This is a genomic window from Marinobacter vulgaris, assembly GCF_003344045.1.
Taxonomy (GTDB): Bacteria; Pseudomonadota; Gammaproteobacteria; order Pseudomonadales; family Oleiphilaceae; genus Marinobacter; species Marinobacter vulgaris.
This window is the reverse complement of sequence record NZ_QFWX01000002.1, coordinates 392,516-406,817: the sequence shown is the minus strand read 5'-3', so window position 1 is coordinate 406,817 and position 14,302 is coordinate 392,516. Positions and strand designations below refer to the sequence as shown.

The 14,302-nt window shown below is 58.2% G+C and carries 14 protein-coding genes; 6 read left to right on the top strand and 8 right to left on the bottom strand.

Going from position 1 to position 14,302, the window contains the following annotated elements; all coding sequences use genetic code 11:
* Positions 1-99: 99 nt before the first annotated feature.
* Positions 100-837, bottom strand: a complete 738-nt coding sequence (locus tag DIT71_RS05090; protein ID WP_114612123.1) for a spermidine synthase — start codon at positions 835-837, stop codon at positions 100-102.
* Positions 838-929: 92 nt separating this feature from the next.
* On the opposite strand from DIT71_RS05090, the gene DIT71_RS05085 reads away from it, so the two are divergent.
* Positions 930-1,775, top strand: a complete 846-nt coding sequence (locus tag DIT71_RS05085) for a putative RNA methyltransferase (protein ID WP_114612122.1) — start codon at positions 930-932, stop codon at positions 1,773-1,775.
* 15 nt (positions 1,776-1,790) lie between these two features.
* Here DIT71_RS05085 and DIT71_RS05080 read toward each other — a convergent pair whose 3' ends face one another.
* From DIT71_RS05080 to DIT71_RS05070, 3 genes are all read right to left on the bottom strand, one after another.
* Positions 1,791-3,392 carry a methyl-accepting chemotaxis protein gene (locus DIT71_RS05080; protein ID WP_114612121.1) on the bottom strand — a complete coding sequence of 534 codons (1,602 nt, stop codon included), beginning with the start codon at positions 3,390-3,392 and terminating at the stop codon, positions 1,791-1,793.
* 5 nt (positions 3,393-3,397) lie between these two features.
* Positions 3,398-5,179: a sensor domain-containing phosphodiesterase gene (locus DIT71_RS05075; protein ID WP_114612120.1), complete on the bottom strand. Its 1,782-nt coding sequence runs from the start codon at positions 5,177-5,179 to the stop codon at positions 3,398-3,400.
* A gap of 136 nt (positions 5,180-5,315) precedes the next feature.
* Positions 5,316-5,675, bottom strand: coding sequence for an ankyrin repeat domain-containing protein (locus DIT71_RS05070; RefSeq protein ID WP_114612119.1), 360 nt, complete (start codon positions 5,673-5,675; stop codon positions 5,316-5,318).
* A 163-nt stretch (positions 5,676-5,838) separates the two neighbouring features.
* Here DIT71_RS05070 and DIT71_RS05065 point away from each other — a divergent pair, with 163 nt between their 5' ends.
* The 3 genes from DIT71_RS05065 to DIT71_RS05055 all read left to right on the top strand — a co-directional run bounded on the left by DIT71_RS05065 (position 5,839) and on the right by DIT71_RS05055 (position 9,024).
* Positions 5,839-6,462 carry a YbhB/YbcL family Raf kinase inhibitor-like protein gene (locus DIT71_RS05065; RefSeq protein ID WP_114612118.1) on the top strand — a complete coding sequence of 208 codons (624 nt, stop codon included), beginning with the start codon at positions 5,839-5,841 and terminating at the stop codon, positions 6,460-6,462.
* A 13-nt stretch (positions 6,463-6,475) separates the two neighbouring features.
* Positions 6,476-7,171, top strand: coding sequence for a TVP38/TMEM64 family protein (locus tag DIT71_RS05060; protein ID WP_114612117.1), 696 nt, complete (start codon positions 6,476-6,478; stop codon positions 7,169-7,171).
* A 137-nt stretch (positions 7,172-7,308) separates the two neighbouring features.
* A complete protein-coding gene (locus DIT71_RS05055) occupies positions 7,309-9,024 on the top strand; it encodes an ABC transporter permease (protein WP_114612116.1) in 1,716 nt (571 codons plus the stop codon).
* Positions 9,025-9,033: 9 nt separating this feature from the next.
* Here DIT71_RS05055 and DIT71_RS05050 read toward each other — a convergent pair whose 3' ends face one another.
* Positions 9,034-10,149, bottom strand: a complete 1,116-nt coding sequence (locus tag DIT71_RS05050; protein ID WP_199490950.1) for an ABC transporter ATP-binding protein — start codon at positions 10,147-10,149, stop codon at positions 9,034-9,036.
* 192 nt (positions 10,150-10,341) lie between these two features.
* On the opposite strand from DIT71_RS05050, the gene DIT71_RS05045 reads away from it, so the two are divergent.
* Positions 10,342-11,364: a Fe(3+) ABC transporter substrate-binding protein gene (locus DIT71_RS05045; protein WP_114612114.1), complete on the top strand. Its 1,023-nt coding sequence runs from the start codon at positions 10,342-10,344 to the stop codon at positions 11,362-11,364.
* A 200-nt stretch (positions 11,365-11,564) separates the two neighbouring features.
* Positions 11,565-12,263, top strand: a complete 699-nt coding sequence (locus DIT71_RS05040; protein ID WP_114612113.1) for an SDR family NAD(P)-dependent oxidoreductase — start codon at positions 11,565-11,567, stop codon at positions 12,261-12,263.
* Between the two features lie 4 nt (positions 12,264-12,267).
* On the opposite strand, the gene DIT71_RS17845 is transcribed toward DIT71_RS05040, so the two are convergent.
* The 3 genes from DIT71_RS17845 to DIT71_RS05025 form a co-directional block, all read right to left on the bottom strand.
* Entirely contained in the window at positions 12,268-12,456 is a 189-nt protein-coding gene (locus DIT71_RS17845; protein WP_144114473.1) for a hypothetical protein, read from the bottom strand.
* A 421-nt stretch (positions 12,457-12,877) separates the two neighbouring features.
* Positions 12,878-13,624: an amino acid ABC transporter ATP-binding protein gene (locus DIT71_RS05030; RefSeq protein WP_114612111.1), complete on the bottom strand. Its 747-nt coding sequence runs from the start codon at positions 13,622-13,624 to the stop codon at positions 12,878-12,880.
* A complete protein-coding gene (locus DIT71_RS05025) occupies positions 13,621-14,295 on the bottom strand; it encodes an amino acid ABC transporter permease (protein ID WP_114612110.1) in 675 nt (224 codons plus the stop codon). Before DIT71_RS05025 ends, DIT71_RS05030 begins: the two co-directional genes overlap by 4 nt.
* Between the last annotated feature and the right edge of the window lie 7 nt (positions 14,296-14,302).

Sequence of the window (14,302 nt, the reverse complement as noted above, 5' to 3'; positions counted from 1 at the left end):
ATGTTAGCGGTTTGCCAGTGCCGCACAATGCTACCTGCGGGCCGGGAGCCTGCTACTTTGTGAGGAGAAAAGGAGGGTTGCTGTCGACGCTGATCCTGCTCAGGTAAGGCGGCTTACCCTCGCCATCAGCCGGCGCCAGTCGATAGGCAGGCTTTTTTCCAGGGCGGTCAGTGCCGGGTCCTTGCCATGCAGCGCCTGAAAAGGGCCTTTGCTGGCAAAAATGACGGTATTGTTGGTTTTACTCCGGAACAGCAGCAGAGCTGCAAACTCTCCCCGGAGATGGCGGAAAAACGGCCCGTTGAGGTCGGGCGCGCGGTGATAGTTGATGGCAAGCCAGCCGTTGTTGCTGAGTGCCCGGCTGGTTTGTCTGATAAACTCCCGCTGGGCCTGCGCGGGGCTCATGCGGTTGGAGCTGTACATGTCCGCCAGGATGAGGTCGGTGCCGTGGTCTGGCACTTTGTTCAGGGCATCCCGGGCGTCGCCAACGGTGACGGTGAAGTTGGCCCGGTGCGGCAGGCTGAAGTATTCGCGGGCCACCTGCAGCACGCTGGGGCGAAGCTCCACGGCGTGGACCTGGCATTCGGGCAGCAGATGCAGCAGTGCACTGGCCATCACGCCGCCCCCGAGCCCCAGCACGGTGGCGTGTGAGGGCTGTACGAAGGCAAGCGGCAGCAGCATGGCACGGCAGTATTCATGGACGGGCAGGTAAGGCCTGCGACGGTCAATCTTGCTCTGTTCAAACACCGAATCAAAGGTCATTACCCGATGTTTGCGATAGTCGATCACCAGAATGCCACCGAGTGCGTCCCGGGTGTAATGGATAATCTCGCCCTTCACGGTGGTTGCCCTCGTCTGATCGGTGCGCCGCTATTCTGGGGATTTGCCCGTCGGTTCTCAACCACATTGAAACGGCAGCAGCGGGCACCCGGATGACTATCGACCCGTTTGATGCACTTGCCTGCCCGCTGGACGGCGAACCTCTGGCCGGCTCAGGGACGTGCTGGCGCTGCCCCGCCGGCCACAGCTTCGACGTTGCCCGCCAGGGCTATCTGCACCTGCTGCCGGTGCAGAAAAAACGCTCCCTTGCCCCGGGTGACAGCAGGGAAATGGTGGCCGCGCGCCGACACTTTCTCAATGCCGGCTACTATCGGCCTGTCGCGGAGGCTGTAAACGCCGCTGTTCTGCAGTGTACAAGCGATGAAGCCGATCGACTGGCCTGTCTGGATGCCGGCTGCGGCGAAGGGTATTACCTGAGACAGCTTGCAGCGGAAAGCGCCAACACGCAGCTATCGGTGATCGGGCTGGATATTTCCAAATGGGCGGCTCTGGCGGCTGCAAAGCAGGACAAACGCCCGCGCTGGGTGGTCGGCAGCAACGCCAATATCCCCGTGCTGCCGGGCACTCTGGACCGGATACTGTGTCTGTTTGGCTTTCCCGTCTATACCGAGTTCGCCCGGGTATTGAAAACCGGTGGACTCCTGATCCGGGCAGACGCCGGCCCCAATCACCTGCGGGAACTGCGGGAAATTATCTACCCCTCATTGAAGCCCGAAAAACTGCCAGCGTCAGAGGCTCCAGAGGGTTTTTCCCTGGTCGATACCGAGACCGTCTGCTATCCACTGACCCTGGAGAGCCCTGAGGTGATCGCTGACCTGCTGGCGATGACGCCGCATCTGTATCGTGCTTCCGTCGAAGGCCGGGAAAGAGCGGCGCAGCTGGACCGGCTCACCGTAACGGTCGAGGTACAGCTGGTGCGCCTACAGCACGTGGGGTGATGACAGATGAGTGCGTCAGGCCGAGTTTCGGTGACGCAAACGCTTTATCAGCCCGCTTATCTGAACAATCTGGTCTTTCAGTGTCTCCATGGCATCCCGCGATTTATGGACAGTGGTCATAGCCTGTTCGCCCAGGTCATTGATGCTGACAATTCTTCCGGATATCTCCTCGGAGGCATTATGCTGTTGCTCTGCTGCGGCGGAGGTGCCATTGCAGGCATCTGAAATGCGGTCGATGTAGGACACCAGTTCCGAGAGGGTGTCATTCGAGCGGGTTGCATTGTCCACGGTTGTCATTGCGTACCCGTTACATTGTTCCATGGTGGCGATGGCGCGGGTGACCGTGGATTCAAAATGATCGAGGGTGTTTTCGATCTGTTCAGTCGATTCCTTGGTGCGCAATGCCAGCTTGCGGACTTCATCAGCCACCACGGCAAAGCCTCTGCCGGCTTCTCCCGCACGGGCTGCCTCAATGGATGCGTTCAGTGCCAGCAGGTTGGTCTGCTCAGTGATCTCGCCGATGGTGCGCAAAGCAGAGGCGACTCCCTTGCTTGCCTCGGCAAGCTGACTGACCGTGGCTGAGGCTTCGCCCAATTCCTGCGAGAGCGTTGCCATGCTGCTGTGTGTATCCCGCGTCAGCTCCTGACCCCGGGCAACGCCCTCATTGGCAAGATGCACCTGCTCCAGCATGCTGACGGCATTGGCTGATACTTCTTTCGACGTGGCTGACATTTCCTCGCTGGCAGCGGCGATCGTTTCGGTCGCCTTGGACTGGTTTTGCACAGCACTGTGGGCGTGGTTGCTGAGGCCAATGGTAGAGTCGGCGCCAGCATCGAGCTGCCCGATGACATCATCAAGGCGCTTGACGACGGCGTCCAGTTCGGCGGCTCTCTGGGTCATGGCCAGCTCTATGCTACCGATGTCGTCAACCCGCCCGCTAAAGATGGCCTCGGCAACGGTGTCATCAATCACCTTTCTGGCCCGACGGACCGAATTCCGCAAAGGTCTTGTCAGCCCGGCAATTACGCCTGCCATCACACCCATGCCTGCTACTGAGACAGCTACTGCCGGGGAATCCAGGCTGCCAACCAGGTACATGACAGCCATCTGGAGAGCGAAAACCGTTAGCATGGCTGCGATGAGTTTTGTCGACAGGCCTGGTCTGCGGCGAATCCTGGCAGGCGATACCGGCCCTTTGGAGGATTCCTTGGCTGATAGTTGGCTGTAAAGAGACTCTGCTCTGGCCTGTGCCTTGGGATCGAGCTGCGAGCGCACGGATTGCAGCTCCACCAAACCGCCCTGGTTGTCGGTAACGGGAATGGCATAGGCCTGAACCCAGTAGTGGTCGCCATTCTTGCAGCGATTCTTGACCGCCCCCATCCAGGACTGGCCAGACTTGAGCCGGCGCCACATTTCCTCGTAGGCGGCGCGGGGCATATCCGGGTGACGGATGATGTTGTGGGGTTGACCAATCAGTTCTTCCCGGGAGAAGCCGCTGATGTCCACAAACTCATCATTGATGTGTGTGATCTGGCCTTTCGGGTTGGTGGTCGAAAGGATATTGGCGTCCCGTGCCACGGGCACGTTGCGGTGGGTAACCGGCTGGTTGTTTCTCATTGCTTTTAACTCCGGCGTGACTGGCTGGCAGCTGCGGTGTTGATGTGCGCCATGAACCAGCTGTCAAAGTCTGCGCTGGTCATTGGCCTGGCGATCAGATAACCCTGAATTTCGTCGCATCCCAGGGAGTGCAGTATCTCCTTCCCTTCCCCGGTCTCCACGCCTTCGCCCACAACGCTGTAACCAAGTTCATGGGCCATGGCGATCATCGAGCGAACCAGGGTCTGGCAGCGTTCGTGGTGGTCGAGGCCACTGATGAACGAGCGGTCTATCTTCACCACATGGGCGGGAATGGTCTGCAGGTAGGCAAGGCTGCTGTAGCCGGTTCCAAAATCATCGATAGCGATTCTTACGCCCAAAGCCATGAGTTTCTCAAGCTGTTGTCTCGCGGCCCGGCCATTACTGATCAGGCCGCTCTCGGTCAGTTCCAGCTCGATGGCACGCAGTGGAAGCGCCTCGCGTCTCAGATAACCCAGCAAGCGTTCGCTGAAGTCCTGCTCTTCAAGATTGGCCGCGGCTATGTTGATGGATATCCGTAATTCCAGTCCCCGCCGGTGCCAGCTGGCAGCCTGCCGGATGGCATTGCGCATGACCCAGTCAGTGAGGGCGCGGGCCATGGAAGTGTTTTCCACCAGCGGAATGAATTCAGCCGGCGAAACGTTGCCCACTTCCGGGTGCTGCCACCGGATAAGTGCCTCGGCACTGACGCAGCGGGCGGAAGCCATGTCGACCCGGGGCTGATACGCCAGGTGCAGCTGGTCGTCGGACTGCAATGCCTGCTGAAAATCAGAAATCAGACTGAATCGGCGCTGATACCGGTTGTCGGAGCTTTCGGAGTAGAAGCCGGCGCCTTTTTCATTGTCCCGGGCGTCACGGCAGGCGGTGTGAGCCAGTCGCAGTACGGCGTCTGGCTGGGTGCGGCCGAGCTGTACCGGTGCCAGGCCAACCACAGGCCGCAACATGAAGGGGGCACTCCCGTTCACCGTGACCTCAAGCAGTGACTGACGAAGGCTTACCGCACGTTCGAATATTTCGCTCTTGTTACCGCTTTCAAGGTGCGCGAACTGACAGGGACCGACGTGATAGATTTTCGCTTGGTCTCCCAGTTTTTCCCGGATTTTCCGGGCTACGGTCTGCGACAGTGAGTCCAGATAGGCCGGGCCCATCACCCGTTGCAGGGCATTGATCTGCGCCAGGTCAACGAGCTCGGTGCCAAGAACATGACACTGATCATTGGGAAAATCCCTCGCCAGGTCATTCAGATCCTCGACAAAACTCAGATAATTGGGCAGCCCGGTTGTTGGCTCAACGCGCCCCACCGCGTGTTGCAGGTCGATCTGTGCCATCACCATGGCTGCCAGATCTCTGAGAATGTTTCTTTCCTGATCGGTGACCTGGCGCGGCTCGGTGCCAAGAACACACATGGCGCCAAGGGTATGGCCATCATGGGTAATCAGTGGTGCGCCGGCATAAAAGCGGATGCCGGAGGCTGCCAGATGGCTGTCATGGTAGTCGCTGGACGCAAGCAGATCGTTTATCACCAGGACGGCACTGCTATCCGTTACGTCACCACAGCAGGCCTTGAAGCGGGGGATTTCCCGGTGATCCACACCTACCCTGGACTTGAACCACTGGCGATCACGGTCTGTCAGCGACACTGCAGCAATGGGCAGGTCGAACAGCAGGCTGGCCAGTCGGGTAATTCGATCAAAGCTCTCGCTGGGGGGCGTGTCCAGCAGGTTCAGCTGTCTGAGTACGGACAGACGAGCTTCTTCATTATTACTCATATATCTTTACGCTTCAGTGCAGCCGGCGACGTGCCTGCTGAATTGCGCAGATAATGAACGAAAGCTGCAAAAGGTATAATTGAAAATTTTCGAATCAGTAATAGAAAATAGTTATTAAAGCGGCAGCCCGCCAGCGCTATGAAAGAGGCTCATTATTGGCGCCGTATGTCAGTAGCAGCGTCACGATTTCGGTGTGACCCCGGGAGTCCGCGCATTCCAGCGGCGTCAACCGTTGATCGTTGCGCAGGTCGGGGGCAGCCCCTTTTTCCAGTAGCAGGCGGGCAGTGTCCAGATGGCCATTGCAGCAGGCCAGCATCAACAGGCTGTCGCCGGTGTTGGTACGGATGTCCACGGGCACGCCGGCGTCGAGCATAACGTTGAGAGGGCCGGTGCCACCATTCCGGGCCAGTTCAAAAAGCCCCTCCCCAAAAGCGATGGCATCTTCATCCTGCTTGTTGTCAGGGCCCTGGGGGCTGGCTGATCTGTCGTCGTTCATGGTAATCCTGTGTTTTTCTGCGAATGGCAGCAAACGATATCATGCCGGCAGCCTTCGACGAATCCGCCGCCGGCAAGCATGGTTCTGGACAGACCCACGATACCACTGTTAAAAACGTGGTATCAGGCAAACGAAACCATCAGAAATACAGGAGAACAGGACAATGAAAATCAGGGTTCGAGGTATTGAAGAAGGCCAGCCGGTGCCGGAAAAGTTCGCTTTCGGCGTATACAGTGAAGAGGACCACATGAGTTTCGGCCCCAACCGCAACCCCGAGGTAAGCTGGGAAGACGCGCCAGAGGGCACCAAAAGCTTTGTGGTCATGATGTTTGACCCTGACGTGCCCAGTGTTGCGAATGATGCCAACCAGGAAGGCAAGACGGTATCGAAGGACATTCCCCGGGTGGATTTTTTTCACTGGTTGCTGGTGGACGTGCCCGCTGCTATTTCCCGCATTCCCGAGGGCGAGGACAGCGACGGCGTGATTCCCAAGGGCAAGGAGCCAGGGCCTGGCCCGATCGGCCTTCGCGGCGTGAACAATTTTACCCAATTTCTGGCGGACAATCCGGACATGGCAGGAACCTACGGTGGTTACGATGGGCCCTGCCCGCCCTGGAATGACGAGATCATTCACCACTACCACTACGAAGTGCATGCACTGGACGTCGAGAGCCTGGACCTGGAAGGTGAGTTTGACGGCGCCGCCGTGCGTGAAGCCATGGCAGGCCATGTGCTTGCCAGTGGGCGGGTAACCGGTACCTATACGCTCAATCCGGATCTGCGTTAATGCCTTCAGCTGAATGAAAATTCCTTCCGGCTGGCCCTTCCGGCTGGGTATTGCAGGGGCTGTGGCTCTGCTCATGCTGGTACTTTGGCTGGTCCTCAGGCAGCTGGGAATGCCTGCAAGCCTGTCGCCGGACGCCCTCTCGGGCTGGCTGAACGGGCAGGGTGTCTGGGGGCCGGTGTTTCTGTTCCTGATGATGGTGCTGGCGGTGGTGGTGGGGCCGATACCGACCCTGCCGGTCAGTGCCGCCTCGGGCCTCGCTTTCGGCGTCCTTGCAGGCACCCTGCTGGCAGCGACCGGAGCCCTGACGGGCGCACTGATCGCGTTTTCCGTGGCGCGGATACTGGGCCGGGAAGCTCTTAGGGAAAAACTGTCGTCAAACCCGGTCTTTGCCTCTGACGGCTCCCAGTGGCTGCTTTTCTGGATGGTTTTTCTGACCCGCCTGATACCACTGTTCTCTTTTGCCCTCATCAGCTACGCCGCCGGAGTGACGGCTATCCATGGTTGGCGGTTTGCCTTGGCGTCCTTTCTGGGGATGCTTCCCATGACGTTTGTGTTCGCCGGCCTGGGCACGACATTCGAGCTGAATCCGTTTGTGACGGTGGCGGCGGCCGTTGTCATTCTACTTGTAATGACGACGCTGCCCTGGTATCTCAGCCGCAGGCCGGGCTCGCGACTGGCCCGTTGGCTGCGCCTGGACCCGAAGCGCTAGCTGCCACTAAGCGGCGCAGGAAAACCATGGATTCATGTATACGAAACGCAGTAGAAGTGTGCCCATGCACGAACTTATTATTATTACGCCTTCCTCTCCCTTATAATGCGTGGCCATAAACGAACCACGAATTCCGTATGGCTAAACACTCGACTCAGCAGGAGGGCGTTCTGCCCAGCATCCAGCTCCATTCATCCGGTAAAGGTTTCCGTGTCAGACGGCCGAGCGTCTGGGCAGTAAGCACCTTTCTCATTGCCCTACTGGTGGCGTTACCGGTAATTGTGATATTCGCCCACGTTTTTTTCCCCTCCGGAGAGGTGTGGGCTCATCTTGCCAGTACCGTTCTGGGGCGGTATCTGAGTAACACTGTGGTGCTGAGCGTTACCGTTGCACTGGGTACCACGTTCATTGGTACGGCATGCGCCTGGCTGGTGGTCATGTGCCGTTTCCCGGGAAAGCGGGTGTTTGAATGGGCACTTTTGCTGCCGCTGGCTGTGCCCACATACGTGATTGCTTACGCCTACACCGATTTCCTGCAATTTGCAGGGCCTCTGCAAAGCACCCTCCGCACCTGGTTTGACTGGCAGCACGGCGACTATTACTTCCCGGATGTCCGGTCACTGGGCGGCGCTTCTCTGCTCATCACCATGGTGCTCTACCCCTATGTTTACCTGCTTGCCCGTGCTTCCTTCATGGAACAGTCGGTCAGTGCCCTTGACGTAGGGCGCACCCTGGGACTGGGGCCGTGGAAGATGTTCAGGCGTGTGGCGTTGCCGCTGGCGCGCCCGGCCATTATTGGAGGCGTCTCTCTGGTACTGATGGAGACACTTAACGAGTTTGGAGCTGTGCAGTTTTTCGGGGTCGACACATTTACAACAGGCATCTACAGAACCTGGTTTGGCCTGGGTGAACAGGTCGCTGCCGCCCAGCTGGCGGCCTGCCTGCTCGTGTTCGTATTCATCGTGGTGCTGCTGGAACGCGCTTCGCGAGGGGGCCGGCAGTATCACGCTTCCGCAAGCTACCAGGCACTGCCACAGTACTCGTTGCGTTCAGGTAGAGCTGTTCTGGCATTTGTTGCCTGTTTCCTGCCCATACTGATCGGTTTCATCGTTCCGGCACTGATATTACTGGAGATGGCGATTACGACCGGGGACCCGCTCTTTGGTACCCGTTTTCTCACCTTTGCGCTCAATAGCCTGTTCCTGGCGTCGGGCGCCGCAGTGGTCGCTGTCGTTCTGGCGGTGCTGCTCAGCTACAGCGCACGGCTGAACAGCAGCACCTGGGTCAGGGGGGCAAACCGCATTGCAGCGATGGGGTACGCCATTCCGGGTTCGGTTGTCGCCGTGGGTATCATGATACCGCTGGCCTGGCTGGATCAGAGGCTGAATCTTTTTCTGCGTGACAATTACGGGTTTCTGGTTGGGCTGGTCTTCAGCGGCTCGGCCTTCGTGCTGATCTATGCCTACACGGTTCGCTTCCTGGCGGTTTCTTTCAACACCGTTGAAGCAAGCCTGGGAAAGGTCACGCCATCCATGGATGCTGCGGCAAGAACCCTGGGACAGACCGCTGGCGGCGCCTTGCGCAAAGTGCATACACCCATTATGCGCGGCAGTCTTCTGGCCGCAGGAATCCTGGTGTTTGTGGACGTTATGAAGGAATTGCCCGCCACTATCATTCTGCGCCCGTTCAATTTCGACACACTTGCGGTGCGCGCCTACAGTCTGGCATCAGACGAGCGACTGGCGGAATCTGCCACCTCCTCGCTGTTCATTGTGGCCGTGGGGATTATCCCGGTTATCATTCTGAGCCTGGCAATGCGCAACTCCCGCCCTGGCAGCGGCAACCGGCGCTAACTTTCCGGCTTACTGCCTGAACATAAAGACTTGTGACATGTCCAGGCCAAGAGACACGGGCTGACCCTCTTTGGGCAGGAATACACCAGGAACCCGGGCATGCAGGTGCATTTCCTGCCCGCCCGCGCCATGTGCGCAGATATGGAGCAGGCTGGTGGAGCCCAGTAACCGTGATACCAGCACATGACTGTTGCGGGTATCGTCCTCATCGCTGTCCAGCGGTTTGACTTGCACAGCCTCCGGGCGGATCAACACCTGCACAGTGCTGCCTTCCGGAAAATCGTGGGCATCCAGGTCGCCAAGCGGTGTTCTGACAGAACCGTTGTGAACTTCGCCAGTGCATTCATTCACCTGACCGAAAAATCTGACGACAAAAGGATCCGCCGGGTTGCAGTAAAGGTCGGTCGGGGTGCCTGTCTGCACAATCTTTCCCTCTCGCATCAGTGCGATACGATCTGCCATGAACATGGCTTCTTCCGGATCATGTGTCACCAGCAAGGTTGCCGTGCCCAATTCCTTGAGCACGTGGAGGGTATCATCACGGATCTGGTCGCGCAGCCGGGCATCAAGACTGGAGAAAGGCTCGTCAAGAAGCATTACGTGCGGCGACGGCGCCAGGGCTCTGGCGAGGGCAACCCTTTGTTGCTGCCCGCCGGAGAGGGTGTGGGGATAGGCCCTGGCAGCCCCGGCCATTCCCAAGCGGCCCAGCAGATCCAGGGCGTGGGATTTGCGCTGATTCCGCGGTAACGAGGTAATACCAAAGCAGACGTTCTCAAGCACCGTCAAATGGGGAAACAGGGCGGATTCCTGAAAGGCAAGGCCCAGGTTGCGCCTTTCGGGTGGCCAGTGGAGTCCGTCCGCCGCTGAAACCAGATTACCGCCGAGAAACACTTTGCCCGCAGACGGTACCTGCAGGCCCGCCGCTATGCGCAGCAGTGTGGTCTTTCCACACCCGGAAGGCCCCAGCAGGCATACGACTTCGCCGGCCTTGATCTCCAGGCTGATGTCGGTTACCGCTGTGTGCCTGTCAAACTGACAATGCACATGATCCAGCATGAGTGTTGGATCAGTCGGCCTTCCGCTTTGCGCAAGGGTGTCGACAGACTTTTTTTGGTAAACGCCCATAAAGGTAATCCAAATCTCCAGACGAAAGCGGGCAGCGTACTGGAATTATCGGTTCGCTGGTTCTGTGTCTGTACTGTAAACGTAAAAAAGATTGATTTCCATTCGTTGACATTACATCAGGCCCAGTTTAACTTATCTCTGAATACAAATCGTTATCAATAACATATTGAATGACTCAGGGAGATCAGAACTGTGATAACTTTCAAAGGCAAGCTGGCGGTTACGGCACTAGCTGCAACAATGGCGGCTACCAGCGTAGCGGCCAACGAGGTCAACCTCTATTCTGCCCGTCACTACGATTCTGACCAGGCAATCTATGAGGCGTTTACCAAAGAGACCGGAATCGAGGTCAATCTTATCGAGGGTAAGTCGGACGCGTTGATTGAACGAATCAAGCGTGAGGGCGTTGCCAGCCCCGCCGATATCCTGGTGACCGTGGACGCGGGCAACCTGTGGCGCGCTGATCAGGAAGGTGTCTTCCAGCCGGTCAATTCTGAAACGCTCAATAGCCGTCTACCTGATTCCCTGCGTCATCCGGACGGCCACTGGTTCGGTTTCAGCCAGCGCCTGCGGGTTATCTACTACGACCGCTCAGAGTTCGACCCGACACAGATCAGCGAGTACGAGGACCTGGCCAAGCCTGAATTTGAGGGCGAGGTATGTATCCGCTCTTCCAGCAACATCTACAACCAGTCGTTGCTGGCAAGTATGATCGAGTATCATGGCGAGGATGGCGCCGAGGAGTGGGCGCAAGGCGTTGTCAATAACATGGCGCGGGATCCGCAGGGTGGAGATACCGACCAGATCCGTGCGGTAGCCGCCGGTGAGTGCAATCTGGCTGTGGGTAATCATTATTACTATGCCCGCTTGCTGAACTCTGACGATGAAGCCGATCGTGAAGTTGCCCGCAAAGTTGGCATTATTTTCCCCAATCAGTCCGGACGTGGTGTTCACGCCAACATCGGTGGCGCTGGTGTTGTCGCAACAGCGCCTAACCGCGAAAATGCCGTGCGCTTCCTTGAGTTTCTGGCGTCCGATACCGCACAGGAAGTCTTTGCCCGCAGCAATCACGAGTTCCCTGCTGTGGACGGTGTGCTCAAGAACCCGGTTCTGGACTCCTGGGGAAATCTGAACATCGATGACATCAATGTCAGCGTGTTGGGAGAGAATAATCCGGAAGCGGTTCGCATCTTTGACCGGGTTGGATGGCGCTGATTGCAGCGCTGCTGCATTGATTCGGAATAATACCGGATCAGTGTAAACAGACTGATGAGGCGGTTGCTGCAGATGTGGCCCCCGCCTTTTTTTATAGTGTTATGTTGGCCCTGAAGCACGTCGGTTGAAGGCGGACTATGCTTTTAACCTGCTCGTAAGCAAATCTTACCGGGTTCTTGGTAAGCGACGGGGGACAATTTATGAACAAGGTATGCGTGGTAATGGGTGTCGGTCCGGGCAATGGTGAAGCCTTTGTGCGGCGATTCAGCGATGAAGGTTTTCAGGTAGCGATGCTGGCCCGCAGCGAAGATTATCTCAAGCAGCTGGAGCAGTCGATCAGCGGGGCCCGCGCCTTTGTCTGTGACATGATGGAACCGGAGCAGATCGCTGCAGTGCTGGCGGACATCGAGAGCGAGCTCGGGCCGGTGTCGGTGGTGCTGTATAATGCCGGTGGCGGTGTGTTCAAGAACGTGGAAGAGGCCAGCCTGGAGGAGTTCGAGGCCAACTGGCGCCTCAATGTTCGGGGTCTTGTGGCGGCCACCAAAGCTGCACTACCACAACTGCGTCAGCATGATACCGCTAGCATTATCGTCACCAGCGCGTCGGCGGCGACACGGGGCCGGGCCAGCACCGCGCCCTTTGCGTCGGCCAAGGCGGCCCAGCGCAGCCTGGCCCAGTCACTGGCCCGCCAGCTGGGCCCGGAGAAAATCCACGTGGCGAATGTGGTGATTGATGGCGTGGTGGATCTGCCGCGCACGCGGGAGATGCTTCCGGACAAGCCGGACGACTTTTTTGTTCAGCCCTCGGCCGTCGCCGATGCAGTCTGGGCACTAAGCCAGCAGGACCCGTCTGCCTGGACTTTCGAGCTGGATATCCGTCCGTTCGGGGAAAGCTGGTAACCGTCTAAAGCGTCAGGTGGCCATCTTCCCTTGCGGCGATGGCGGCGAACTGGCGGATTTCCTCCGCCAGTGCCTGGTGATCTTTAAGCCCGGTTTTCCATTGTTGCGGGACGTCATCACTGCCCGCTGCCAGTAACAGCCCCAGCACGATGCCCCAGTGCCATGCCAGTGGCCAGATAGGGGTTGTCTGCATTCAGCAATGCCAGCACCAGTGGCCTTACCAGCCCGCCAACACTGCCAATGGACCAGGCCCGGCGCTGCTGTTCGGCGCAGTTTTCGGGGGCTTTCCCCCGCCTCAAGGCCGTGGTGATAATGCATGCGTTCATCCAGAGCGGCGGTTGCATTACCATGCTCTCCCTCCCGGTCTTCAAGTGAGAAGCCGAAGTCGCTATAGGTGGTGCGGTAAAAGCGGGCGTGCTTATGGAGGATATCGTAATCCCGCCCGTGGGCTCTTGCCCTCTCTACGTCCGGTTGATAGGTCATACCGAGCATGAAAGCATCCGGATGGGGATGGGGGCCGGGTGGTACCGGTCTATGCCCCCCAGAGGGCATTTTCAATACGCCGGACAACGGAGTGGCCCATGTGAATATCTCCTTTGTCGATGTGTGCGCTTTTACACAGGATTAGTGGCGAGGATCTTCTTCAGAAAATCCTTCGTGCGGGGATCCTGTGGGTTGTAGAAGATCTCGCTGGGCGGGCCCTGCTCTACTATGCGGCCGCCATCGATAAAGATCACCCGGTCAGCTACGTCCCTGGCAAAAGACATTTCGTGGGTGACCACCATCATGGTCTGGCGCTCTGATGCCAGCTGTTTCATCAACCCCAATACTTCCTCCACCCACTCGGGGTCCAGTGACGATGTAGGCTCATCAAACAGGATGACCTCGGCACCGGCGGCCATGGCGCGGCCGATACCCACCCGCTGCTGCTGGCCACCGGACATGGACGCGGGAAAGGCATCTGCTTTCTCGCCCAGGCCGATCTGATCGAGAATCTCGCGCGCTCGTCGATAAGCCTTTTCTTTGGGCCATTTATCCACCACCAGTAAGCGCTCGGCGATATTCTGCAGTGCTGTCTTGTTGGCAAACAGCGCATAGTTCTGAAACACGAAGGCGGTTCGCCGCCGCATGGAGAGAATCTCTGCCCGGCTGGCTTTTTTCACATCCACGGTGAGGTCGCCGACGGTCATGGTGCCGGCGGTGGGCTGTTCCAGGAAATTGATGCAGCGCAGCAGAGTGGATTTACCGGTGCCCGAAGGCCCGATGATGACGACGATTTCGCCCTTATCAATGGTGAGGTCGATACCGTCGAGTACCACCGTCGAGCCGAAATGCTTGCTCAGTGAGTCCAGTTTGATCATCGGCTATAGGCCTTGTTCAGGCGGATTTCCAGGTGGTTCTGCAGTTTTGAAAGCAGTTCAACCACAATCCAGTACATGATGGCGGCCACAATGAACGCCTCGAAGTACAGGAAGCTGCCGGCGGCTTCCTTCTGGGTTGCTCCCATCAGTTCCGTGACCCCCAGCGTAAACGCCAGGGAGGTCGCCTTGATCATGTCGATGAAGTAATTCATCAGTGTGGGCAACGCCACCCGTGTGGCCTGGGGCAGCACGATCCGCCGCATCATCTGGCCGTTGGTCATGCCGATGGAGAGGGCTGCTTCGGTCTGGCTGCGGTCAACACCCACGATGGCAGCCCGGATCGATTCGGCCATGTAGGCGGAGAAGTGCATGGTCAGGCCCATGATGGTCGCCGTAACACCGTCGATCACCGTTAACGCACTGACCAGTTGTGGCAATCCGTAGTAGAATAGGAACAGTTGCACCAGCAGGGGTGTGCCCCTGAAGAAAGAGATGAACACGATGGTCAACTGGTTGAGCACCGGGATACGAAGCACCCGGATGACGGCAAACAGGCAGGCGAGAATCAGTGCAAGCACCATCCCGATACCGGCCAGTTGCAGCGTTAGGGGCAGGTACCTGAGCAGGACAGGTACCAGCCCGATCATATACTCGACGTTCAACACGTCCATAGGGAAT

Coding starts and splice junctions, on each gene's coding strand:
- DIT71_RS05085 (WP_114612122.1), top strand. CDS start 930: ATGACTATCGACCCGTTTGATGCACTTGCCTGCCCGCTGGACGGCGAA.
- DIT71_RS05080 (WP_114612121.1), bottom strand. CDS start 3,392: ATGAGAAACAACCAGCCGGTTACCCACCGCAACGTGCCCGTGGCACGG.
- DIT71_RS05075 (WP_114612120.1), bottom strand. CDS start 5,179: ATGAGTAATAATGAAGAAGCTCGTCTGTCCGTACTCAGACAGCTGAAC.
- DIT71_RS05070 (WP_114612119.1), bottom strand. CDS start 5,675: ATGAACGACGACAGATCAGCCAGCCCCCAGGGCCCTGACAACAAGCAG.
- DIT71_RS05065 (WP_114612118.1), top strand. CDS start 5,839: ATGAAAATCAGGGTTCGAGGTATTGAAGAAGGCCAGCCGGTGCCGGAA.
- DIT71_RS05060 (WP_114612117.1), top strand. CDS start 6,476: ATGAAAATTCCTTCCGGCTGGCCCTTCCGGCTGGGTATTGCAGGGGCT.
- DIT71_RS05055 (WP_114612116.1), top strand. CDS start 7,309: ATGGCTAAACACTCGACTCAGCAGGAGGGCGTTCTGCCCAGCATCCAG.
- DIT71_RS05050 (WP_199490950.1), bottom strand. CDS start 10,149: ATGGGCGTTTACCAAAAAAAGTCTGTCGACACCCTTGCGCAAAGCGGA.
- DIT71_RS05040 (WP_114612113.1), top strand. CDS start 11,565: ATGAACAAGGTATGCGTGGTAATGGGTGTCGGTCCGGGCAATGGTGAA.
- DIT71_RS17845 (WP_144114473.1), bottom strand. CDS start 12,456: ATGCAGACAACCCCTATCTGGCCACTGGCATGGCACTGGGGCATCGTG.
- DIT71_RS05030 (WP_114612111.1), bottom strand. CDS start 13,624: ATGATCAAACTGGACTCACTGAGCAAGCATTTCGGCTCGACGGTGGTA.
- DIT71_RS05025 (WP_114612110.1), bottom strand. CDS start 14,295: ATGGACGTGTTGAACGTCGAGTATATGATCGGGCTGGTACCTGTCCTG.